Origin of the sequence: Pinibacter aurantiacus (assembly GCF_019130065.1) — a bacterium.
Classification (GTDB): domain Bacteria; phylum Bacteroidota; class Bacteroidia; order Chitinophagales; family Chitinophagaceae; genus Pinibacter; species Pinibacter aurantiacus.
Genome location: NZ_JAHSPG010000018.1, coordinates 206,611 through 228,889, shown reverse-complemented (window position 1 = coordinate 228,889; position 22,279 = coordinate 206,611). Strand labels below are relative to the sequence as shown.

At 40.4% G+C, this 22,279-nt stretch carries 19 protein-coding genes; 6 read left to right on the top strand and 13 right to left on the bottom strand.

What is annotated here, in order from left to right; translation table 11 throughout:
* Positions 1-100: 100 nt before the first annotated feature.
* The 3 genes from KTO63_RS24680 to KTO63_RS24670 form a co-directional block, all read right to left on the bottom strand.
* Complete coding sequence (locus KTO63_RS24680; protein ID WP_217794708.1) at positions 101-1,360, bottom strand: glycoside hydrolase family 28 protein; 1,260 nt, start codon at positions 1,358-1,360, stop codon at positions 101-103.
* 71 nt (positions 1,361-1,431) lie between these two features.
* Positions 1,432-2,154: an SDR family oxidoreductase gene (locus KTO63_RS24675; protein ID WP_217794706.1), complete on the bottom strand. Its 723-nt coding sequence runs from the start codon at positions 2,152-2,154 to the stop codon at positions 1,432-1,434.
* A 65-nt stretch (positions 2,155-2,219) separates the two neighbouring features.
* A complete protein-coding gene (locus KTO63_RS24670) occupies positions 2,220-3,101 on the bottom strand; it encodes an AraC family transcriptional regulator (RefSeq protein WP_217794704.1) in 882 nt (293 codons plus the stop codon).
* A 271-nt stretch (positions 3,102-3,372) separates the two neighbouring features.
* On the opposite strand from KTO63_RS24670, the gene KTO63_RS24665 reads away from it, so the two are divergent.
* Positions 3,373-3,744: a nuclear transport factor 2 family protein gene (locus tag KTO63_RS24665; protein ID WP_217794702.1), complete on the top strand. Its 372-nt coding sequence runs from the start codon at positions 3,373-3,375 to the stop codon at positions 3,742-3,744.
* A gap of 119 nt (positions 3,745-3,863) precedes the next feature.
* On the opposite strand, the gene KTO63_RS24660 is transcribed toward KTO63_RS24665, so the two are convergent.
* The 5 genes from KTO63_RS24660 to KTO63_RS24640 form a co-directional block, all read right to left on the bottom strand.
* The gene (locus tag KTO63_RS24660) at positions 3,864-5,126 is read right to left on the bottom strand and encodes an ATP-dependent 6-phosphofructokinase (protein ID WP_217794700.1); all 1,263 of its coding nucleotides are present in this window, start codon (positions 5,124-5,126) and stop codon (positions 3,864-3,866) included.
* A gap of 247 nt (positions 5,127-5,373) precedes the next feature.
* Positions 5,374-5,547, bottom strand: coding sequence for a hypothetical protein (locus tag KTO63_RS24655; RefSeq protein WP_217794698.1), 174 nt, complete (start codon positions 5,545-5,547; stop codon positions 5,374-5,376).
* Between the two features lie 141 nt (positions 5,548-5,688).
* Positions 5,689-6,285, bottom strand: coding sequence for a mobile mystery protein B (locus KTO63_RS24650; RefSeq protein ID WP_217794696.1), 597 nt, complete (start codon positions 6,283-6,285; stop codon positions 5,689-5,691).
* The gene (locus KTO63_RS24645; RefSeq protein ID WP_217794694.1) at positions 6,276-6,734 is read right to left on the bottom strand and encodes a mobile mystery protein A; all 459 of its coding nucleotides are present in this window, start codon (positions 6,732-6,734) and stop codon (positions 6,276-6,278) included. Before KTO63_RS24645 ends, KTO63_RS24650 begins: the two co-directional genes overlap by 10 nt.
* A gap of 208 nt (positions 6,735-6,942) precedes the next feature.
* Positions 6,943-8,070 (bottom strand): flavin-containing monooxygenase, encoded by a 1,128-nt coding sequence (locus KTO63_RS24640; RefSeq protein ID WP_217794692.1) that lies wholly within the window; start codon positions 8,068-8,070, stop codon positions 6,943-6,945.
* A 151-nt stretch (positions 8,071-8,221) separates the two neighbouring features.
* Here KTO63_RS24640 and KTO63_RS24635 point away from each other — a divergent pair, with 151 nt between their 5' ends.
* The 4 genes from KTO63_RS24635 to KTO63_RS24620 all read left to right on the top strand — a co-directional run bounded on the left by KTO63_RS24635 (position 8,222) and on the right by KTO63_RS24620 (position 14,099).
* Positions 8,222-8,827: a TetR/AcrR family transcriptional regulator gene (locus KTO63_RS24635; RefSeq protein WP_217794691.1), complete on the top strand. Its 606-nt coding sequence runs from the start codon at positions 8,222-8,224 to the stop codon at positions 8,825-8,827.
* Between the two features lie 61 nt (positions 8,828-8,888).
* Positions 8,889-11,642 carry a TonB-dependent receptor gene (locus KTO63_RS24630; RefSeq protein ID WP_217794689.1) on the top strand — a complete coding sequence of 918 codons (2,754 nt, stop codon included), beginning with the start codon at positions 8,889-8,891 and terminating at the stop codon, positions 11,640-11,642.
* 30 nt (positions 11,643-11,672) lie between these two features.
* Complete coding sequence (locus KTO63_RS24625) at positions 11,673-12,965, top strand: parallel beta-helix domain-containing protein (protein WP_217794687.1); 1,293 nt, start codon at positions 11,673-11,675, stop codon at positions 12,963-12,965.
* A gap of 51 nt (positions 12,966-13,016) precedes the next feature.
* Complete coding sequence (locus KTO63_RS24620) at positions 13,017-14,099, top strand: SO2930 family diheme c-type cytochrome (protein WP_217794685.1); 1,083 nt, start codon at positions 13,017-13,019, stop codon at positions 14,097-14,099.
* Positions 14,100-14,390: 291 nt separating this feature from the next.
* On the opposite strand, the gene KTO63_RS24615 is transcribed toward KTO63_RS24620, so the two are convergent.
* The 3 genes from KTO63_RS24615 to KTO63_RS24605 form a co-directional block, all read right to left on the bottom strand.
* Positions 14,391-14,645, bottom strand: coding sequence for a hypothetical protein (locus tag KTO63_RS24615; protein WP_217794683.1), 255 nt, complete (start codon positions 14,643-14,645; stop codon positions 14,391-14,393).
* 528 nt (positions 14,646-15,173) lie between these two features.
* On the bottom strand, positions 15,174-15,833 hold the full coding sequence (locus KTO63_RS24610) for a hypothetical protein (protein ID WP_217794681.1): 660 nt from the start codon (positions 15,831-15,833) through the stop codon (positions 15,174-15,176).
* Positions 15,834-16,059: 226 nt separating this feature from the next.
* Entirely contained in the window at positions 16,060-16,491 is a 432-nt protein-coding gene (locus tag KTO63_RS24605) for a hypothetical protein (RefSeq protein ID WP_217794678.1), read from the bottom strand.
* Positions 16,492-17,119: 628 nt separating this feature from the next.
* Between KTO63_RS24605 and KTO63_RS24600 the strand changes: the two genes are divergently transcribed.
* Complete coding sequence (locus KTO63_RS24600) at positions 17,120-17,890, top strand: alpha/beta hydrolase (protein ID WP_217794676.1); 771 nt, start codon at positions 17,120-17,122, stop codon at positions 17,888-17,890.
* A gap of 156 nt (positions 17,891-18,046) precedes the next feature.
* Here KTO63_RS24600 and KTO63_RS24595 read toward each other — a convergent pair whose 3' ends face one another.
* Both KTO63_RS24595 and KTO63_RS24590 read right to left on the bottom strand, forming a co-directional pair.
* Positions 18,047-19,714 carry a sodium:solute symporter family protein gene (locus KTO63_RS24595; RefSeq protein WP_232373331.1) on the bottom strand — a complete coding sequence of 556 codons (1,668 nt, stop codon included), beginning with the start codon at positions 19,712-19,714 and terminating at the stop codon, positions 18,047-18,049.
* Positions 19,715-19,949: 235 nt separating this feature from the next.
* Positions 19,950-22,235 carry an FAD-dependent oxidoreductase gene (locus KTO63_RS24590; protein ID WP_217794674.1) on the bottom strand — a complete coding sequence of 762 codons (2,286 nt, stop codon included), beginning with the start codon at positions 22,233-22,235 and terminating at the stop codon, positions 19,950-19,952.
* Between the last annotated feature and the right edge of the window lie 44 nt (positions 22,236-22,279).

Genomic DNA, 22,279 nt, shown 5'->3' with positions numbered 1-22,279 from the left:
TTTGAAATCCGAGGGCTTCATCAAATTCCAAATCTCAAATGAAAAAATCTTAACCGATCATGACAATCATGAAAATCTGCGTTCCTGCATTTTCAAATTCTCACATTCCCTCCACCTCTGCATGATACGTTTGCAGCAATTTACCTTTCTCTACGATTATGGTAGATCTGACAAACTTTATATTCTTCGCGTTATAGATTTGTGCGCCGTTTTTTGCAGCAATTTTTACATTGTCAAAAGTTATTCCCTGTATCGGAGACTCAGGAGTGCCGTAAATTTTGATAGCATCTGTTGCGCCGGTTATGGTAATATTTTTGAGTGTGATGTTTTTGTATGCCGGAGAAAAAGCAGTCGCTATAGTTGTTGTATCCGCTTCGGGACTATCCGGTTCTCTTGGGTAATATTCAGAAATGAAGATGGGCCATTTTGAATCTTTAATGTCAATATCGGTATAGCTAATATTTTCTACAACGCCGCCTCTGCCCCTTGCCGTTTTTATTCTGATGGCAGAAGTAGTACCATCAAATTTGCAATTGCTTACAGCCAGGTTCCTTAAGCCACCAGAGGTGTAGCTGCCGATGGACATGCCATGGCCGACACCGAAGAAGCAATTGCGGATTACGATATTGCTGCACTCAGGTTCAGTGGCAACACTGTTCCTGTTTCCAAAATTAATCGCAATATTATCATCACCGGTTCGAATGTCGCAATCTTCAATCGTGCAATTTTTAGCGGAAATATTAATGCCATCCGTGTTGCGGGAATTTGCAGGCGCAAGAATATGAATACCATGAATGTACACGTCTGTTCCATCTTTAATCGACAGATGAGTATTAGGTGGATTCAGGAAAGTGATGCAGCTTATTTCTACACGTTCTGAGTTTTCAATAAAAACCATTTGCGGACGCCGATTGGAAATTTCCTTCGCTGTAAATTTCTTCCACCAAATTTCTCCTTGTCCGTCAAGCGTTCCTTCTCCAAAAATTTTTATGTCGGTGGCGCCGGAAATGCTAATAAAATTCAGGTATCTGTTGTTAGCCGCAGGATATCCATCTACATCATTTCTTAACCTGAGCACGCCGCCTTTCTCAATCTTCAGGGCCGTTTTCCCACGCATTGTTAATGGCCCGCACAAAAACATACCGGCAGGCACCACAACACATCCCCCTGTTTGCGAAGCCTTGTCCAATGCAGCCTGTATGCTTTTTGTATTCTCCGTGCTCCCATCACCCACCGCACCAAATTCCGTTACTGCAAAAATCTTATCTGCAATAGAAGGTAGTTTTGTGTATTGGGCATTCGCAACATTTGCTGTTGCAGGGAATAATAAAATGAAAAAAAGGCGAAGGAAATATTTCATCGTATGGCAAGTTAGATATTAATACTTGGATACAACTACCTTCTCCTTTAGCGGCTGGGTATTTTACGATTTTACCAGGGCATTTCGCCTTCTTCATTGAAGAATTTTCCCGTTGCACCATCTGAGTTAAGGGTCGCATATTTTACAATGGCCCTTGCTCCTTGTTCGACAGGCCTTACTCCCATGTAGTTATTGAACGCTGTTTTTGTAAAGCCGGGGCAAACACAATTCACTTTAAAATTCGTGTCTTTAAGTTCTTTAGCCAACATAACCGTGTAAGCATTTAATGCTGACTTTGAGGCTCCGTAAGCCGACGGATTATAGCCGTAAAATTCCCAGGAGGGATCCTGATGTTTGGTAATAGAAGAAAGTTCCGTAGTTACATTTACAATTCGTGGTTCGTTTGACTTCTTCAGTAAGCCAATAAATTCTTGTATTACCTGAATCGGAGCAAAGAAATTAGTTTCAAAAACTGTTTTTACTTTCTCTATAGGAACTGCAAGAGGTTGCTGTGGAAAGCCGCCGCTGATACCAGCATTGTTTATTAAAACATCCAACTGTGGTGTTTTGCCTTCTACGGTTTGCCGTGCAGCCTTGATAGATGCAATGCTTGTTACATCTAATTCAATGTAGTCTGCATTTGAAAAACCCAATGCTTTAAGCTCTGCAACCGCTTCAAGCCCTTTTGTTTTTTCCCGGCTGCCTATGTAAACAAAATATCCGAGCGCGGCTAATTGTTTTGCGGTTTCAAAACCGATTCCTCTGTTTGCTCCTGTTATAAATGCTGATTTCATTCTTTAATAAATTACTTAGCAGCAAAAATCGGTGGAGCAAACTGAAATGAGATGGACAATTCATTTTAGTTGCCTGACAAATCTTGAATGTCAGCTAAATATTCGCTGATACTTTTTCCCGTGGTCTTTTTGAAAAGCCGTGAAAAATAATCGGGATCGTTAAAGCCCAGTTCATACGCTAATTCTTTAACAGAAGATTTGGAGTAGTGCAGTTTGCGTTGTGCTTCCAACATTAAACGGTTGGTAATAAATTCTTTTGGTGAAACACCTGAAAACTCTTTTACAATGTTGTAAAGATGGTTAGTAGTTATGGTCAAATTATCGGCAATGGTATTTATTGAAAACTGTTCCGTGAGATGGGTTTCAACTGCAATTTTAAAATCAATGTATTTAGAAAGCCGGTCAGGAAGTAAGTTTTCTTTCACCACATTTTTAAAATAGGCAGTGTTTATTTCTGTCATTATAGAATTAAGATGAGCCAAAATAATCTCTCCATCATTTTCATTTCCTTCTGCATTTAGAATGCTGTTCAAAATTTCAAAAAGCGTTTTCACTCGCTGCATTGAAGCATTGTCAAACGAAACGATTTGTGAGTTCAGGGGATTGAGTAAAAAAGAAAATTGTTTAGGAAGCAATGACAAACAGTTTTGGTCAAAGCTCATCTTAAAACAGCTGAGATTATCATTAACTTTTTCGGGCGCTGTATGAATTTGGTTTGGCAGAATGAAAAACAACTGGCCGTTGGTAATGGTTAAATCTTTTAAATCAACTTTATGGGTAAGTGAACCGCTTTCAACAAACACAAAAAAGAAGTTGGCCTTGCGGTGAGGTTGGGTAAGCAGTTTCATTACATCGGCGGGCAAATTATTATTAGAGTTAGTGCTTACTCTAATGGCAATTTTGCTGTGTAATTTTATTTGCTGAATCAGCCCTTTTGTTTCCTGCATTTTATTAGTTCTACATATTTATGCTCCGCAAATGCTATTTAAACTAATTCCAACTGTTTCTTATTAGCAAAGTCAAAACATATTTTCAAGAAAAGAATACTCATTCATTATTGAACACGGACCCGCTCTATGCAAATTTAAGATTTTTAAGGACACTTCTTTTATTACCTGAATTCATCTTTGTTTGAAGAAAAAAGAACCTTCGTATATTTGTACCCGTCATTGTAAAACGACAATCACAAAATGCAATAAACATTATAATTTAAGACTTATGGCAAGTATAGAAAAAATAGAACAGGCAATAACAAACTTTGTGAAAGGTGGCGACAACAGCGACGTTGTTATGTTAGACAAAGTCTTGCATAAAGACTTCAGGGTAACCAATAATGGTTTTATGGGAACTCAAGGAGTAACCATTATTGACAAGCAAAAATATTTGTCAAATATCAGAGACGGAATTTTTGGTGGGCTACCAAGAAAAATGATCATAGAGCACATTGACAAAAGCGATTCTATTGCCATTGTTAAAATTCGTTTGGAGAGTTCCGAGAATTATTTCGTTTCATACAATTCTTTGGTTTTGGACACCGACAATGAATGGAAGCTTATAAATAACCTGGCAGTGGTAGAAGCAAAAAAGTAATGCAAAAATATTGGTATAAATAGGTTTACAACGTCCGATCAAATTAGCCAATTTCCAAAATGGTGCTTTTTTGCAATCCTTTTTAAAAGCTCGATGGGGTACAAACTTTTGAGGGTCGACTATTTAAATTGCACGCCCTGCCCCGTCGCAGCCTGCACAGCTTTCCATTGAAAACTATGGGGATCCATAGATTTTTTACGGCTGGCTAAAAGTTCAATGGGAACATGTATAAATCTGTCGTGCATATATCCAATAACCAATCCTGTTTTACCTGCCATCGCTGCATGAACGGCGCTCCGCGCAAACATGTCGCAGAGGATGGCATCTTCAGAATTGGCCGCGCTGCTCCGAACAATGTAACTCGGATCAATGTATCGAATCACCACAGGAATATTTTCGCCTTTGAAATATTTTTCAATCGATTCCCGCAGAAATAGTCCTATGTCTTTGGCCTTGATGTTTCCGGAGTCATCTTTTTTCAATTCGTCTGCTGCAAATAAATCCTGGCCCGCACCCTCGGCAACAACGATTACAGCATGTGCCCGGTGAACAATACGTTCTTTTAAAGCAGCAAGAAATCCATTTGGCCCATCCAGCTTAAAAGGCACTTCAGGCAGCAGGGCAAAGTTTACGTCCTGGCAGGCAACAGTCGCACCGGCAACAACAAATCCGGCGTTCCTTCCCATAAGCTTTACCAATCCAATGCCGTTCTGAACGCTTATTGCCTCGTTGTGTGCATTACTCAAAACTCTACTCGCTTCCGATACAGCGGTCATGTAGCCGAAAGTTCTTGTAACAAAAGCAACATCATTATCAATTGTCTTTGGAACACCCACCACTGCCAGGGGATGGCCCCGTTTCCTTGCCTCCTGAAATAGTTCATTTCCGCCTCGCTGCGTTCCATCACCCCCTACAGTAAATATTATATTTATCCCTCGAAGTATAAGGTTGTCAACTGCGACCTGAATATTCACCGGTCCTCTCGAAGTTCCTAAAACTGTGCCGCCTTCCTTATGAATGTTGTGAACAAATTCCGGTGTAAGTATGATTGGCTCCTTCCCATTTGCAGGATCCAAACCCTGGTATCCACCACGAAAACCAAGTACTTCTTTCACGCCATAAGCGTGATGAAGTTCCAGGAATAAGGATCTTATAACATTGTTTAAACCTGGACATAGTCCACCGCAGGTAACGATGCCCGCACGTGTATTCGCCGGATCAAAAAAAAGTTTAGCGCGCGGCCCTGCCAATTCAAATGTCAGCTCTTCTTTTGCAGGTGACGCTGGATCGATTATAATGTTCTCAGGAATGCGCAGATCATCACTCACGCTGTGCCCGATCGGTGATGCAAATTTCGTTTCACCCAAAACAGTAATGTTCATTTTCTTTTACAATTTATATGTTCCAAACTAAAAATTGATTGTAATCGAAGGGTTAGATTATTATTCATGAGATCATAACAATAATTTTCCGGTTAGGTTGATCCGTTTTTTAATTTGGTCATACCAAAGCACGAAGGCATAATACTCCATGGAAGTTATACCAGGATGGAATAATGAAGTAAATTTTACCGTTAAACTCCGTTACTATATTCAACGACGCACATGGCTATTTGCAATGATAAACACTTTAAGGTTGGCTACTGACTGAAATGGTGGCATTAATCTCTTCTTCCGAAACAAAAGGCATGGGCTCGCCAAGACGAATGATATACATCTTTTTTACAAGAGAGGCTTGTACAAACCCAACGAATAAATTGAACAAACCCAGGGCTCCAAATAAAATCGTTATGACAATAACCATCACTTTAATTTTGCATTATCAGGATACTTGAAAACCACAAGCAAAGCATCTTTTTTCACTTCGATAGCTTTTTGTAAAACAAAAAAAGCCTGTCGAGAATTGCTTACCGAACTTTTTCCGTTATGAATGGAACGTTTCATATCAGGACCTCGCAAATTGTATCAATGGTTGCATATTCCCATTATCTGCTGCTTTCAATGCATTTAAATATTCCTTTCTCTGGTCACCCGCTCTTACAAGGGTTGCAGCACCCCAAGTAAACACAGGCAAGCCAAATGTCTTTTCAATAATTATATCTGCCATTAACCTGCTATGCCTTCCATTGCCATTGGGAAAACAATGAATGCTTACAATGCGATGTTTAAACCGTATAGCAATTTCATCTGGCGAAAATGTTTTATTAGCCATCCAATATTTTGCATCGCCTAACAAATGGTGCATTTCTGTTGGTATCTGCCATTTATCTACGCCAATGTTTTTATTTGTCTTTCTAAAATCACCGGCCCATGCCCATGTGTTGCCATACATTCTTTTGTGTACTGCTCTTACAAAGTCTTCCGTAAAGATTGCCTCTGGTTTAAAGCTCCTTTTCAAAGTCCAGAGGATTGCCTGTTCAATATTCTGTTGTTCAAATTCATCCAATTCGCCGCGGGTGGCAATGGTTGCAATTTTCAACCCTTCTTTTTCATCATCGTCCAATGGCGTTTGTCCGTCCAGGTATTTCAGGTCTAATCCCATAATGCTTTCGGCATTTCGTTTTTAATTTCTGTTGCTCTTTCTTCTATTGCCTTTTCAATTCTTGCTTTTGAATTTCCCTGGTCTTCCAGCTTCATAGTGTTGTGTGTGCGTAGCACTATTTGCTTCGCCAGTTCTTTTGCCTTTCGATCAATCAATGCATCCAACGAACCATCTTTCGGAATAAAGCCATACACTAACTGCATATCCAATGCGGCGGCAGTTTCCCGAAGGGATTTCAAAGTAAGGGAGCCGTCTTTTTCCCGTTGTTCAATTTCTTGTGCACTTTGCCGTGTAATGGAAAGACGGCCACTTAACTGTTGCAGGCTCATACCAATAGCGGTACGAACCGCTTTTATCCAGCCCGTAGGCGGCGGCGTAATTTTTTGCAAGTTATTACAAACCAATATTTTATTGTTCAGTTGTTGTAGTTGTAAAGATTTATTAGGCATATTTGTAAGGTTATATCCTGACAGGACAAGCACAAATGTAAGGTTATATCCTGACAAAATAAAAATATATGTAAGGTTATAACCTGACAAATAAAATAAAAAAGCAGGTTTTAACCTGACAATTTTATCCAGTTTAAGAGGTTTGTAAAGAGACAATCTGAAACATTAATGGGTGAGGAAATGACGACTTCAGTGGAAAATCTGCCTGTTAGCTCCCATTCTTAACAATACTTCCGGCGATTTTTTTTGCGTCTGAAGCAATCTCGCGTATCTGGCCGTTGGGAGAAATAAAAAATCCGCAGAAATAAAGGCCATCTTTACCAAAATATTTTTGCCTGGCAACCGGAACAGCTAAATCTTCAAACCGGCTTTTATCTACCTGTAGCACATGGGATGCAAACCCTTTTTCGTAGCCGATAGCGGCCACAATACCGTCAAATTCTTCTTTTGCTCCATTGCTGAAATAAACGGTTTTACCTTCTATGTTTTCAATGCCTTCAAAAACCTTGCAGTTACCGTCTTTTATCAATTTCAATGTACCTATGTCAAGCAATGGCACCGTTTGGGTTCTATGAATTTGTTCCAGTGGGCCATAAGGAAGTTTCTTAAGCCCCAGCTTTGTTATATCGCCCGTCAAAGCATTTATCAGTGGTGCGTTTAATTTATCTGCAAATGCAGGCGGAAGCACAGAAAATAACAAACTGAGCTGCAATATGGGTATTCCGAAAATATCCCTTGGCAATACATTCACCGCCGATCTTACAGACATGGAAGGATATGCTCCCTGTTCATGAAGGTCCAATGCTATTTCACAGGCTGAATTGCCAAACCCAACTACCAAAATTTTCTGCCCTTTAAATACGTCACCTTTTTTGTAACGGCTGCTATGTGTGATATTTCCCGGAAATGTTTCCATTCCTCTAAAATCAATTGCTCGCGGTTTGCCGTATGGTCCGGTTGCCATGATCACATTCTCTGCTTGAAAAACAGCTTTACTTGTTTCAACGATCCAAAACCCTGCTTCCCTCCTTATTGATGTTGCTTCCGTATTAAAAAGGGGATCTATTTTAAATTGCTTTTGGTAATTGTCCAGGTACTCTATGACCTGCAATCGAGCGGGATAACGCGGTGTGCCTGCAGCATATTTTTTATAAGGCAATTCAGAAAGATGCTTGCTGGTGTGCAAGTGCAGTCGATCATAATGGTTGCGCCAGGGTGTCGCAATACGTTCGGCCCTTTCAATAATAGTATGTTCGAGTCCTGCTTTAGTAAGCGCGCCTGCACATGCAAGGCCTGAAATGCTCGCACCGACAATGAGCGTTTGTGTTTTTTTCATAATGGTAGTTAATCGTGTAAGCAACTCTGTTTACGGAAGAAAATTACTCTTCTAGCGTTCTTCAAAATAATTCTATTTTTCAAACATTAGAATAAAATGTTTGAAAAATAAATAAATAGTATTTATATTTTCATATTGTTAAACTACGGCGATGACAAAAAAGCAAGACGTAAAGAATAAAATTGGCAAAGCGGCAATGCAGTGCTTCGCAAAGTTCGGACTGGATAAAACTACACTTGGAGATATTGCCAAAGTGGTGGGACTTAATAAAGCTACCCTGTACTATTACTATAAGAACAAGGAGGACATCTTCCTTGAAATTGCGGTGAGTGAAGGCGAAGAATACCTTGCAAAGCTGCAGCAGCAAACAATCAGAAAGAAAGGGATAGAAAATCAGATATGGTTTTATATGTACAGCAGGTTCAACTACTATAAGAATGTGCTGAACATGAACAGGGTATCTGCGGAAACACTCAACAAAATATTACCAAAGTTTTTTGAACTATATGATTCCATGATGAAACAGGAAAAGAAATTCCTGTCACAGCTAATTGAAAACGCCACAAAAAATGGCGAGCTGGTGAAATCAAATGCCACCAAAATTGCATCCACCCTCATAAATCTGAGCGATGCATTGAAACATAGCGAAGAACAAAAATCAATACTGCGCGGAGATGATAAGATTGACTATACACAAAGTATCACTGATATGAAATTCCTGGTAACACTTATTTTCAGTGGGTTGAAAAAAAAGTAAACAGTATGCAAGAAGCTTTAAAACCTAACCATAAAAGTAGACCAAAACCACATTAACGCTTATGAAAACACTGAGACGATTGCTTTTGCCACTTGCTTTATTTTGTTTCTCCGCATCCTATGCACAAAATGTTATAAAAGGAGACGTCAGGAATGGAGGAACTAAAGAATCTCTTTATGCTGTATCCGTTTCAATTAAGGGGTCATCGCAGGGTACCTATACCGATAACCGCGGAAGGTTCCAATTGAATACGAATGCAAAACTGCCTATCACGTTAATCATTTCTTCCATTGGCTTCAGCACAAAGGAAGTTGTTGTGTCAACAGCTTCACAACCGCTGGCAATAGAATTGCAGCAAGCAACCGGCTTGGGCCAGGAGGTTGTAGTATCTGCAAGCCGCACTACACAACGGAAACTTGCATCGCCGGTAACCATAGAACAGCTAAGCAGCAAAGAGATCGCCAATGCGCCCCAGCTGAATTATATGGATATGATGCAGGGATTAAAAGGCGTGGATGTAACGGTGTCCAGCCTTGGGTTTACCAGTGTTACCACAAGAGGCTTTAACACCAGCGGCAATACCAATTTTACGCAAATTGTGGATGGCATGGATAACCAGGCACCCGGACTCAATTTCCCGCTTGGAAGCGCTATTGGCCTTACACAACTTGATGTAGACAATATTGAGTTGCTATCGGGCGCGTCTTCCGCGCTGTATGGGTCAAGGGGGCTGAATGGTACGATGGTAATGACGGGTAAAGATCCTTTCAAATACCAGGGGCTGAGCGTTCTCATTACACAAGGTGTAAACCACATCAGTAGCAAAAACAGTAATGATCCTGTTAAGCCTTCACCATACTATGACTGGACGATCCGCTATGCAAAAAAAATAAACGATAAACTGGCTTTTAAAATCAATGCACAATATACAAAGGCGAAGGACTGGGTAGCAACCGACACGACAAACAAAAACGGAATCGGCACAAAATACACTGATCCAAATTATATGGGCGTGAATGATTATGGCAGCGCCACATCTGCAGACATCAACCCTTTCCTGGAGTATGCATTATCGCAGAACCCGGCACTGGACCCACTCATATCTCCCATGCTGGAAAAACCAAACTACGTTGCACGTACGGGTTACCCTGAGTATGGGTATCTCGACAACAATGCGAGTCTACTAAAAGCGAACGCGGAGATCAGGTATAAGATTTCTAATAAACTCGAAGCGATTGCTTCCGGCACTTATGGTACAGGAAGGGTTGTTTATACCAACGATACAAGGTACCAGTTAAAGGATTTTAAAGTGGGGCAATACAGGCTCGAACTTAAAAGTGCCAACTGGTTTGTGCGTTCCTACACTACACAGGAAAATTCAGGAAAAACATTGGTGGCGGGCCCCACTGCGCAATTGATTAATGAAGCCTGGAAAACAAGTTATGACGGCGCCGCAGGCGGCTGGTATCCTGAATATACAGAGGCACTGTTGAATGGACTGGCTAACGGCATGAGTTCTGTTGATGCAAATCTTGCCGCAAGATCTTATGCGGACCAGGGAAGGCCTATGCAAGGCACCACTTATTTCAATCATTTGAAGGATAGTATTTCCTCCACTCCTATTCCAGAAGGTGGTACATTGTTTTTAGACAGGAGTAAACTGTACAATACGGAGGCGCAATATAATTTTTCAAAACTCATCAAATTCGTAAACGTAATTGCAGGAGTAAACTGGCGCCATTACAGCCTTAATAGCAAGAACACACTTTTCCCTGATATGGGAAAGCCTATTAACGTGAATGAATACAGCGCATATATACAATTATCAAAAAAGATCCTTCATGATAAACTATCACTGAATGCTTCCTTCAGAGATGATAAAAACAGTTTATTCCCTACACCAAAAGTAACATCAAGATTTTCTGCAGTGTATGAAGTGGCGAAAGATAATTTTATCCGTTTTTCGTACCAGAATGCCTACAGCTTTCCATCCAATATACAAGCTTTGCAAAATACACTCAATGGATATAACAGTTATTCATCCGGTGGTTCAGGCTATCTGCTGAACGATATTTATCATTTTAACCAATATGTACCATACACCGCTGCGAGCGTAAAAGCATACCAGGAATCAAGCGTGTCTGACTCGCTGAAACGGTTTTATACCAATGAGTTGAAACCTCAATCGGTGAATGCGTTCGAACTTGGCTACGCTACATTGATCGGCAAAAGAGTTTTACTGGATGTATTGGGTTACTTCTCTACATGGAAAAATTTCATTGGCTATGCGGATGTAGCCAATACGCCGGGAACGAATGACCCTGCGGCTTTTAAAGACCGCAGCACATATATATCTTACAACATCGCTTTTAATGGTGCCGAAATGGTAAACACCTATGGATGGGCAGCAAGCATGAGCGTGGACCTGACGCACAATTATTTATTTAAAGTAAATTATTATGCAGACTATATGGTTAATAAGAATAATAGCCAGATCAATAATTTCAATACGCCGCATTTTCATGTTAACATGGATTTTTCAAACAGCGGATTTGGTAAAAACCAGCAATGGTCGTACGGTGTCTCCATGCGTTACAAACCCGGATATTTCTATGCAGTAAACGGCGGATTGGCAAAGGGCAACGTACCTTCATCAACGGTTTTAGATGCGCAGCTCAGTTACAAACTCATAAAAGCACATTCCGGAATTAGAATTGGTGGAACAAATATTACCAACAAGTACTACTCTACCGGAACGGCCAATCCGGCAATTGGCGCGGTTTATTATGTAACCTATGCTTATAATATTTTTTAGTGTCATTTTTTATTTTCTTAAAAACATTATATGAAAATCATAAAATCATTTTCGCTACTGTTCACTGTCTCTTTAGCACTCATGGTTTCTTCCTGCAGCAATCCTGCAGCTTCAACACACAAAGATGGTTATAACACAAGCCTCAGCTTTGGCCCCGGCGATGAAAGCAAAATTGTTGAAGCATTCCTGTCCATCAAAGACAGTACAGATATTTTATTAAAACAAGGAACGTACAAGTTTGAAAATCTTAGCATCGCGCAGGTAAAAAACATTCGCATCAGAGGCGAGGGTTTTGATAAAACGATTCTTGACTTCTCTCAACAAACATCCGGTGGTGAGGGAATTCGCGTGACCAACGTAAATGGCTTTACCATTAATGATATGACAATCCGCGATTCGAAAGGCGATCTTCTCAAAATAAACATGAGCCGCGATGTAGTGGTAAACAATCTTCATGCTATCTGGAAAACAGCTGATTCTACCAGCGGAGGTTATGCCATCTATCCTGTTTTGTGTAAAAACGTGCTCATTGAAAACTGCTATGCGCAAGGGTCTTCCGACGCCGGTATCTATGTGGGGCAGACAGACACTGCTATTGTAAGAAATTGCAAGGGCGCAAAAAATGTTGCCGGATGCGAAATTGAAAACACACTGCATGCGGAAGTTTATGGTAATGAATTCTACGACAACACAGCCGGATTTCTCGTCTTCGATCTTCCGGGTCTTTCACAAAGAGGAGGCTATGTAAAAGCACACGACAACTATTTTCATGATAACAACTTCAGGAATTTTGCAAAAGCGGGAAGCTTCGGCACCTCATGGGGTGTTGGCAATGCTTCTCCCGGCAGTGGCGTGATTATTCTTGCCGCATCAAATATTGAACTGTACAATAACCGCATACTGAATAACAATTCGGGTGCAATCATTCTTGCATCTGGTTTTGCTGTTGATGATAAAGCTGTTGAAAAAATAAATGATCATTATTCACCCATTTCAAAAAATATAAAAATCCATGACAACACCATGGAAATGGGTAACAGTTTTCCTGAGCCTGTTTACCAGCATCATATCGGTAAATTGCTGGTGGGCATTGAACAAAAATTAAATGCGCAGGATCCAACTCGAAAAAACAAACGCATCCCGTACATCATGTACGATGGTGTTTCAACCAACCTGCTTACTAATGGAACAACTCCCAATCCAGATTCACTTTGCATACAGCAGCAGGGAGATAATATTTTCGTGAATGCAGACTTTATAAACATTAATAATCCTAAAGTGTGGCACCCAAATACGGAGGTTTCAGCGTACAACTGCAAATAGCAAAAAATCCAAACCAAGAAAACTACTCAGGGTAGTTGCAAACTTTTTGAAATGAAGAACTATATTTTATTTGGCGGCAGCATATTTCTTTTGATGGTTGCAGGTATGCTTACGATTGAAGGTTGCGGAAATAATCAGCACCAGGAAAAGGCGGCTGTCGATGGATCTTACCAGTTTAAAGAGAAACTATCTGAGTATGGTTTTTTTAAAAACAATTTAAAGGACCTCGATCCGCAACCCGGTGTATTTCATTACGAGCTGGCTACTCCTTTATTTACCGACTATGCAGTAAAAGATCGTTACATCGTATTGCCAAACGGGAAACAAATGAACTTTGTAGCGGAAGGTGTACAGGATTTTCCGGACTCTACCATCCTCATCAAAAATTTCGCTTATACCAATACTGATCATAAAAAAATTATGATTGAAACAAGGTTGCTGGTAAAGGATCCCTTTGATAAAAAATGGAAAGTGATGGATTACTTGTGGAACGCGGAGCAAACAGACGCAGTAAAACACATTATAGGAGCCCGTTTGCCTATTACCTTACTGGATGATGATGGAAATAAAATTACCACCACTTACCAGGTGCCCAATACAAATGATTGCAAAAGATGTCATATTAACAATGATATTTTTACGCCCATCGGGCCAAAGGCGCGCAATCTTAACGTTACAGTTGCGGGTCACGAGGAGAATCAATTATCTGAAATGGCCAGGCTTGGTATGATTGCCGGCTTACCTGATATTTCAACAGTACCGGTGTTGCCAAAATGGAATGATGCAAAGCATTTTACGCTCGACCAGCGGGCACGTGCTTACCTGGATGTTAATTGTGCGCACTGCCATACCCACGGAGGTGATGCGTACAACACTGGCTTATTTTTAGAATACCAGCAAAAAGATCCTCCACATATAGGAATTATGAAAGAACCTGTGTCTGCAGGCGGAGGCGCCGGAGGTCTTAATTACGATATTATCCCGGGCGATGCGGCCCACTCTATTCTTGCCTACCGCATGAACGGCGCGGAGCCTGGCACAGCAATGCCAGAGCTTGCACGAACAGTGATACACAAACAAGGTGTGCAATTAATAACAGAATGGATCAATAAAATGCAGAAGCAAAAAAAATAAGTGCTGCTGCATTTTATAAATCAATGTCGTTTCCTTAAGGTGTTAATGCCCTACGGGCAATGGGTTGATTTCCCAATAATTTTCTATTGATATTGTTTCCCTACGGGAAACGCTCTATTGCCCGTAGGGCATTAATGTCAATAGAAAATACATCAGCGAGAATATTTTGTCCGTAGGACATTAACGTAGCGAAATTCTGGTTGCTTAAGGAAACGACATTGTTTTATAAAAAGAGAAGCTGCCTCAAAGGGCAGCTTCTCTTTTTATAAGTATTCAGTTCAACTACTGTTTTTAATAAGCAACCAAAACCTTTTGTTCATATTCATTTACAAAATGGTTGAAACACTTTTGCAAAGAATAACCACGAGCATACAACCGACGCTTGCAAAACTTTGCACTGGCGATGATGCGATGATTGTGCGGATCAATTTTGCACTTGAGACTTTTTACGGGAGGAAAGTTGTCTGCGAAATAAGCAAGAAACTTTTGCCGTGCTTCTTTTGCATACTGTCTGTTTGTGTAGACGTCTTTGAAATTTGAAAACATAATCGTGGTTTTGACATTTAGGCACAATAAAAAAACGGCGTGCCTTTCCCGTTGTCAAAGTCCACGATTAGGAGGCTTGCCAATACCATTATAGCATTGGCACGGGGGTACACGCCGCTTTAATATGCGGATTGTAAAAACCGGCAAATAAAAAAGAATCGTCTTATCTAGTATGGACGCTTTTTTAAATTTCCTAAATCGTGAGCTTTGACTTTGACGCGGCAAATATAGAGTATTAATTTGATTATCAACTTTTTCGACCACTGGTTGCTATGACCAAAAACGAAAGGCTGCTTGTCATCCCGACGAAGGAGGGATCTGGGTCTAACACTGTCGTACGCTGCGCGTAAACAATCACGCAGATCCCTCCTTCGTCGGGATGACAAGCGACATGCTTTTTATTTTTCAAACAACTTAACTAAACGACATTGATTTTTGAGTCCCAAAATCAGCCGCTCATTTGTACAGGATTAACATCCACTTATCTATCGTTCAAGATGCCCTGCGGAACATCTCGAACAGCAGTGACTAATTAATGCGATTATAACTTAAATATTCCCGGACCTTATAGTAATTGTCAATGGACTCATTGTTCATTGTCTCCTTTATAGCCTCGTCATAAACCTGTACCAACTCCTCATATTTTTCACTATGAACTAACCTCGCTACGATTAACCCTTTCATGCATCTTTCATCAAAATTTCCTCCGACATGTGCCGGACAATGGCTAAAAGGGGCTGTGTTGATAATTTCATCTACTTCAAGCAATGATTGATACCGCTCATAATACTTTTTTGCTATTTCATTGTAGAACATCAGCAAACTTTCAACTGCGGCGGCAATATCCTCAGGAATTGTCAAAACTATCGCCATACTTGTATTCGCAATTTCCTTTCCATCAGAACTCTTACAAATTCTTTCTATCGAGTTACCCATGGTGAGCTTGTGAGATTTCCCTAATACTGTCTCATAAATTTTTTCCACTTTTTTTTGGCTGATATACAATCGAACAGACAAAGTATGACAATCCGACCATGTAGTTAAAAGCATATTAAAGACGTATACAAAATCACCTTTTGTGCTTACGAATTCATTGTCCGTTTTCCTGTAAATAAAGCCATCGCGCATAAAATATTTTCCTAATTGCGATGCTATACTTTCCTTTATTTCTTTACTTTTCAAGTGCATTTTTACTTTTTAATTCCTATCGCACACTATGCGTAAACAATCACGCAGATCCCTCCTTCGTCGGGATGACAAGCGACATGGTTTTTATTTTTCAAACAACTTAACTAAACGACATTGATTTTTTAATCCCCAAACCAGCCGCTCATTTGTACAGGATTAACATCCACTTTATCTATCGTTCGAGGTGTCCTGCGGAACATCTCGAACAGCGAGGAATTGACAACAATCACTCCCAAGACAAAGTAAGATTAGATAGCCATTCATCATTTTGATGAACGTTAACTTGTTTATGCGAAGGCTCAAAAAAGGATAAAGTATACCTTCCTTTTTTCTTGTCATCATTAAACAGGTAAAAGTATAGATCATCATGACTAGAATATTCTTCGCGATAATTTGTAAACATTTCTAAAAGTTCATTTGGACTTATGTCAATTGATCCATTAAACGAGATTGCTTTGATTATATTTTTTATACAGTCGATAATTATCACTTTAACGTTACCTGATTCACTTCGAATGATAACCTTATTGTAATCGTCGTTGATTTTTTGATTTTCTATTTTACCATGCATAAAATCCAACGCATTGCTACAATCATAATTGCCACTTTCAATTCTGTCGACAATTACCTTAATATCGTTTATAGTAATTTGTGCCATCTCCCTATTTTAAAATTCACACTATTCGACCTGTTCCTCAAGACATGTCGAATAAAAGATAACGAGGGATTTTTAAATCCCCAAATCAGCCGCTCATTTGTACAGGATTAACATCCACCGTGCTGCCTATCGCTGAATCTCGATGGTTATTCGTATAGCCTTATCCTCCCCAGCCCTGCCTCTATTGAAGAATAATATTAAAAATCAGCAACTCAAGTTTGGACTCGAAAAAAACATGCGTATATTTAAGAGTTGGCCGTCAGCATCTTGACACAGCACTTATGCTAAACATTGGCATAGAAAGCTTTCCATAATCTAACATTGACACAGAAGTATTGCCGTTTACAACTTGACAAGAATTGTAGTGACGATGCCAAAGTATTTAGAAGTTATAACCCGACTATAAATGACAAGCCGTATCATTTAAGCTCGAGCAGTTTGACTTTGACATTGAGCCTAACACCAATTCATACCCTTTAACACAGTGACGGATTCATCCAAAACGAAAAACAAATAAACATATCATTGACCAAGTCCTGGAACAAATTAGTTTTAAAGAAAGCCAAAAGTTTCCGCAAAAGACTTGTCACGCCAATTCACAAACTGTAAACCTAAAAACCGCATACTAATGGGAAAGTCAAAAACGATTATACTGATTCATGGAAATTTCGTAAACAACACTTCCTGGACAGAATGGAAGCACTACTATGAGCAAAAAGGCTATAAAGTTTATACGCCTGCAAATCCAGGCCACGAAGGAATACCTTCGGAATTGAGGAAGAATATACATCCCGATTTAATAAAAACTGGTTTCATAGACGTTGTGAATAACATTGTCAACCTGATTGACACATTGCCGGAAAAACCATTGGTCATTGGGCATTCCATGGCAGGTATGGCAGCGTTGAAACTGGTTGAATTGGGTAAAGCTGCAGCAGGTGTTAGTATAGATGGAGCTCCCCCAAAAAATGTATTCCCTCCTTTTCAGACACTCAAGACAGTACTTCCAGCCTTTGGCTTTTTCTCTTTTGCCAAATATTTTATGGGTAGCCGTAAATGGTATGATTATGCTTTTTTCAACACTATATCAGACGCCGAAAAAGAAGCAGGATTTGAAAAATATGCGGTGCCTGAAAGCTTCAAGGTCAGTCGCCAGTTAGTCTTAAATTCTTATTCAAATATAAATTTTCAAAAGCCTCACGCACCTATTTTATTCATAGGTGGAGGTAGCGACCATATATTCCCGCCCAACCTGACTAAAAACATTGCAGGACGATATAGCGATTCAAACAGCAAGGTTGATATTAAAATATTTGACAACAAAAGTCATTTTATTTGTGGGGAAAAAGGCTGGGAAGCGGTAGCCGACTATATCCTGGATTGGTATGAAAAACTATAGCACTGCACACAACATTGCGCTGCCGCTATGGCCGGGCGACGTACATATGCAGATCGACATTACATAGATGAGTTTTATTTTCAACTTTATTTAAAAAGACTAAAGGCCCGTAAAACCTGGATTTTTATGGGCCTTTACATTTGCCTGAAGTTACAATTATTTCTTCGCTGCCCTCCATGGTATTACAGCCCCTAACATGATGGCTATTGCAATTACTGTTACCAACCCACTGCTTTTAGACGTTATAAGCGCCAATATCAACAACAGCACGCCTATAAACATCAATGAAAAAGCAATCATCTTTAATCCAAATACATTCTGGGCTTTGATGGCCTGTTGTTCTTCTTCACTGATCTGCAAAACAGTTTCTTTTTTATCGGCTTTATAACGTTGGTAGCCGAGGTAATCCTGGCTAATGCCATTCCTTTTGCTGATGATAAATTCATGGACAATCAATAATACCAATGGCAACAATACGCCCAACAGCATTTCGTTACCTCTTGACAGTTTGTAATGGTTAATATAGGGTATTACCATCTTGAACAACAAATTCACCAATAAAGACACTACTGTAATGTTAATGGTGGCTTTTCCTGTCAATCGTTTGGAGAACAAGGCCCAGATCGGAGGCAGCAACAACGGCCCTCCGGTTATCGCCCCCAAACTGATTGTAAACTCCACTACTCCACCAATATACGGAACACCCAGTGCAATCAATATCATAAAGATGCCAAAAAACCAGGACGATGTTCTTGCGACAAACATCAGCTTTTTATCGCTGGCACCCGGATTAATAGAACCTTTATAAATATCATTTGTAAACACGGCAGATACCACATTCAGCGCCGTATTCGCCGAAGCTGAAGTAGAAAAGTACATGCCGGTTAGCATCAATCCCAATAACCCTACGGGCAACACTTGTTTGCATACCATGATGTAGGCATTCTCAGTATCCAGTCCTGTAAGACCCGGATTAATTGATCGATAAACCATCGGTGGCAGCATCCAAATTATGGGACTTAAAATATACAGCCCTGCAAACAGATATGCTACTTTGGAAGCAGACTTTGGTGCATTTACGCTCGTGTACCTTTGAACAAAAGTCCAGTTGCCTCCGATATAAAAAATATGATAAATAGCAAAGGCAATAATGAACCACCACGTATACTCTCCATTTACAAGATGGAAAAAATCTTTGGGCACATTATCTACGAAATGTTGCACACCGCCGGCCTCTTTAAACACTAGTGGTAAAATAATAATAACTGCCGCTGTTAATACGACGAACTGTAAAATATCAGTTACCATCACGGCCCACAAGCCCCCGACGGCGGTATAGGAAATCATCAATATACCCAATACAACCGTAACCGGGATTATTGGATAACCTAATGATGCAGATACTAATTTGGATACGGAGTATAACACTGAACCTTTGATAAATACGGATACAATAGTAAAAATATAGATAAAGCTTTTTTGTACTTTACTGCCTAACCTGGCTTTGATAAATTCTGCCGCCGTTAGGTTGCCGGTGGCTTTCCATTTAGGTGCCAGGTATAACCCTGTAACAAGGGCTCCAATGCACATCGTCCATTGTATGGTTACTGAGACCCAACCGTACTTGTAGGCAATTGCGCCCCAGGCCACGAAAGTTCCGGCAGAAAAAAAGCTCATGAATAAAGACAAGCCGCCAATAAACCACGGCACGGATTCTCCACCTGCAAAAAATGATTTTAAATTCCGTCCTGTTCGTGAAAAGCTGATGCCTACAAGTAATATAAAAACGGAAAAAACAATAACTACCGCCGTATCTACTATCATGACTCAAGATATTTATTAATGGATAATCAGAAACCAGGAATTAGAAATTAGGAGTTAGGAATTAGAAATTGCGAATTCAATGTCGGCTAATAAAACCGTTTAAAAAACTAAAAGTAAGTCACTTGTCATCCTCCTTCGTCGGGATGACAAGCAGTCTTTCTTTAGTATTTACAGCCACCATGTAATTCGAAAAAAAGCGGCTTAACTCCCGAATGATAAACCTGCGCTTTGCATATCATTCAGCGTAGCATCTTACGGCAAACATAGATGCAGGCACATTTTCAGACGGATGTTGCAATACAATTTTCAGCTGCTTCGTTTGTAAAGCCTCATCAAATAGTATTTCATTTCTTGTTTGATAATTACCTTTTTTCGCATAAACTACTGCCCCCTTCTCATCTTCGATATGATAGTTTCTAACACAAAGTGGCATCACAGTTTCTGGGTGTGTCATCAGCACAGACTCCATGGCATGGTCGGCATCTGTATCAAATACAAGGTTTATTTTTTTGATGGATTGCCTCTGCTCCCATGTTAATGTTAATGAAGGATCGTTATCAACGGTATCTGCAACCCACGCATTTGGTTGTATTGAAGGGCGATCAGTTCCGTTCCGGATATTTTCCGCATTAAAAGTTTGCAATGGCTCTGATAAAGCCAGGGCTAGATTTTGCCCCTCTGGTCTTCTCTGCGGACACCAAAACTCAAATGTATCAACTCCTGATCCGTCCGGTGCCACTTGCTTCCCGTTATTGGATACGGCCTTATTTTTCCCGTTAAACACAGACAATAATCCTGTAATTCTTTGCACAGTGTAACCCAGCTCTATTTCATCATTGATTAAGAAAATGACAAAAGCATATTGAGACGTGTTAACGCTTGTTTCAAAATTTATTTGAACCTCCTGTTCCCCTTCAGTCAGTTGGATTTCTTTTGCAGCCAGCGTAATATCTGGTGTAAAATTGCCTGTTATGCTGCTGATGCGTAGTTCAGCCTTCAAAACTGTATTTGATTTTGCTTTTACAGGAACAGTGATTACAGGTACTTTGCCCGGGAGTAAAGGCAACATTTGTGCAGCAGCAATAGTGAGTGGTTTAAACAAAATGTTTTTACTTTCGAAATTTTTAAACAACAAAGATGAACTGCTTTTTATCTGCGCTCGCTGCACCAGGTCATCGTCGTCCTGCAGTCTCGTTGCCGGTATGTGCTGCCCTGATTTTGTAAGCTCCTTTTGCAACTCTTCAATGTAACCCTCATTATAAATATCAGCTGGGTTTTTATTGTATTTTAAACACAAAGCAGCAGCCATCGCTACAACCTGCGCACCGTATGCGCTGGTGGCCATTACACGCGTAGCCCCAAATGCCACATGGCTGACACTGATAATCCTTCCTGCAAGAAACAGGTTCTTTATATTTCGACTATAATAGCAGCGATACGGAATCTGGAAGATGCCTTTACTATGCCATTGATTACAAGGTTGCCGTTCGCTGAACACGCCGTCCGCAGGGTGCAGGTCAATGGACCATCCGCCATAAGCCACGGCATCTTTGTGATGGCGCTGTTCCACCAGGTCATGCTGGTTTAAAATATAATCGCCTTCAAACCTGCGGCTTTCTCTTTTGCCGGGTATCATACCTACCCATTCCAGTGTCAGGTTCTCCGCCTCGGGGAAATTACCCGAGTTCTTGATATAGTCCCATGCGCCGTAAACCACTTTCCATAGTTCCCATTTTATTGTTTCAGTATCGTGTACCGTATCTAATCTTCCGCCATGCTCTACCCACCACAACTTACATCCATGCTCCTTTGCATTAAAGCTCTTAAAGCGTGGAATTTCTTTAGTAACATCCAATGCAAAGGTTGGCGGCGAAAACCTTACAGGCTTGCCGGTATCTTTACTGTAGAAATACAAAGAATGCCCCAACAGTTCGCCGTAAGCCGCATCCGGCGCCATTCCTTCATTGAACTCTTCTTTGCTTTCTGCGCCCATTCTAAAAGCAGCACCGGAAAGAAAGCCCAATATCCCATCGCCGGAGGCATCACAAAAAAGCGGGGCGTTGATGATATATTCCGTAGAGTTCTGGCTGCAAAATCCTTTGATGCTCTCTATCGTATCGTCATCACTTTTCGCGACTTCATATACCGCTGTATTAAGCAACAGGGTGATGTTCTTTTCCTGCATTACTTTATCCAGCAAAATCATATCGAGTATTATAGGGTTACCTTCGGGGTTGCGATACATATTCTCTACCAGTATCTCATCTATTACTCCTCCCTCCCTGCTCCACCGGTTATTATTACCCATATGCGAAGTAGCACCCAATATCCATAATCTCACCTCGCTGGAGGCATTACCTCCCAGCACCGGGCGATCCTGTACCAATACTATTTTCAATCCCTGTCTTGCAGCTGTTATTGCAGCGCACACTCCCGACAAACCACCGCCAACTATTCCCATATCTGCATTGTACTCTTCCTGTCGCAAATCACGGCTGGCTTCACTTTTACTTATTACCATAACTCGTTTATATTTATTTGTATTAACCTTGTTTATATTGTTTA

What these genes read in the sequence shown, in the direction of transcription:
- KTO63_RS24625 (WP_217794687.1), top strand. Translation starts at nt 11,673, where the DNA reads ATGAAAATCATAAAATCATTTTCGCTACTGTTCACTGTCTCTTTAGCA.
- KTO63_RS24640 (WP_217794692.1), bottom strand. Translation starts at nt 8,070, where the DNA reads ATGAAAAAAACACAAACGCTCATTGTCGGTGCGAGCATTTCAGGCCTT.
- KTO63_RS24675 (WP_217794706.1), bottom strand. Translation starts at nt 2,154, where the DNA reads ATGAAATCAGCATTTATAACAGGAGCAAACAGAGGAATCGGTTTTGAA.
- KTO63_RS24670 (WP_217794704.1), bottom strand. Translation starts at nt 3,101, where the DNA reads ATGCAGGAAACAAAAGGGCTGATTCAGCAAATAAAATTACACAGCAAA.
- KTO63_RS24660 (WP_217794700.1), bottom strand. Translation starts at nt 5,126, where the DNA reads ATGAACATTACTGTTTTGGGTGAAACGAAATTTGCATCACCGATCGGG.
- KTO63_RS24645 (WP_217794694.1), bottom strand. Translation starts at nt 6,734, where the DNA reads ATGCCTAATAAATCTTTACAACTACAACAACTGAACAATAAAATATTG.
- KTO63_RS24650 (WP_217794696.1), bottom strand. Translation starts at nt 6,285, where the DNA reads ATGGGATTAGACCTGAAATACCTGGACGGACAAACGCCATTGGACGAT.
- KTO63_RS24635 (WP_217794691.1), top strand. Translation starts at nt 8,222, where the DNA reads ATGACAAAAAAGCAAGACGTAAAGAATAAAATTGGCAAAGCGGCAATG.
- KTO63_RS24620 (WP_217794685.1), top strand. Translation starts at nt 13,017, where the DNA reads ATGAAGAACTATATTTTATTTGGCGGCAGCATATTTCTTTTGATGGTT.
- KTO63_RS24615 (WP_217794683.1), bottom strand. Translation starts at nt 14,645, where the DNA reads ATGTTTTCAAATTTCAAAGACGTCTACACAAACAGACAGTATGCAAAA.
- KTO63_RS24605 (WP_217794678.1), bottom strand. Translation starts at nt 16,491, where the DNA reads ATGGCACAAATTACTATAAACGATATTAAGGTAATTGTCGACAGAATT.
- KTO63_RS24665 (WP_217794702.1), top strand. Translation starts at nt 3,373, where the DNA reads ATGGCAAGTATAGAAAAAATAGAACAGGCAATAACAAACTTTGTGAAA.
- KTO63_RS24630 (WP_217794689.1), top strand. Translation starts at nt 8,889, where the DNA reads ATGAAAACACTGAGACGATTGCTTTTGCCACTTGCTTTATTTTGTTTC.
- KTO63_RS24655 (WP_217794698.1), bottom strand. Translation starts at nt 5,547, where the DNA reads ATGGTTATTGTCATAACGATTTTATTTGGAGCCCTGGGTTTGTTCAAT.
- KTO63_RS24610 (WP_217794681.1), bottom strand. Translation starts at nt 15,833, where the DNA reads ATGCACTTGAAAAGTAAAGAAATAAAGGAAAGTATAGCATCGCAATTA.
- KTO63_RS24595 (WP_232373331.1), bottom strand. Translation starts at nt 19,714, where the DNA reads ATGATAGTAGATACGGCGGTAGTTATTGTTTTTTCCGTTTTTATATTA.
- KTO63_RS24680 (WP_217794708.1), bottom strand. Translation starts at nt 1,360, where the DNA reads ATGAAATATTTCCTTCGCCTTTTTTTCATTTTATTATTCCCTGCAACA.
- KTO63_RS24590 (WP_217794674.1), bottom strand. Translation starts at nt 22,235, where the DNA reads ATGGTAATAAGTAAAAGTGAAGCCAGCCGTGATTTGCGACAGGAAGAG.
- KTO63_RS24600 (WP_217794676.1), top strand. Translation starts at nt 17,120, where the DNA reads ATGGGAAAGTCAAAAACGATTATACTGATTCATGGAAATTTCGTAAAC.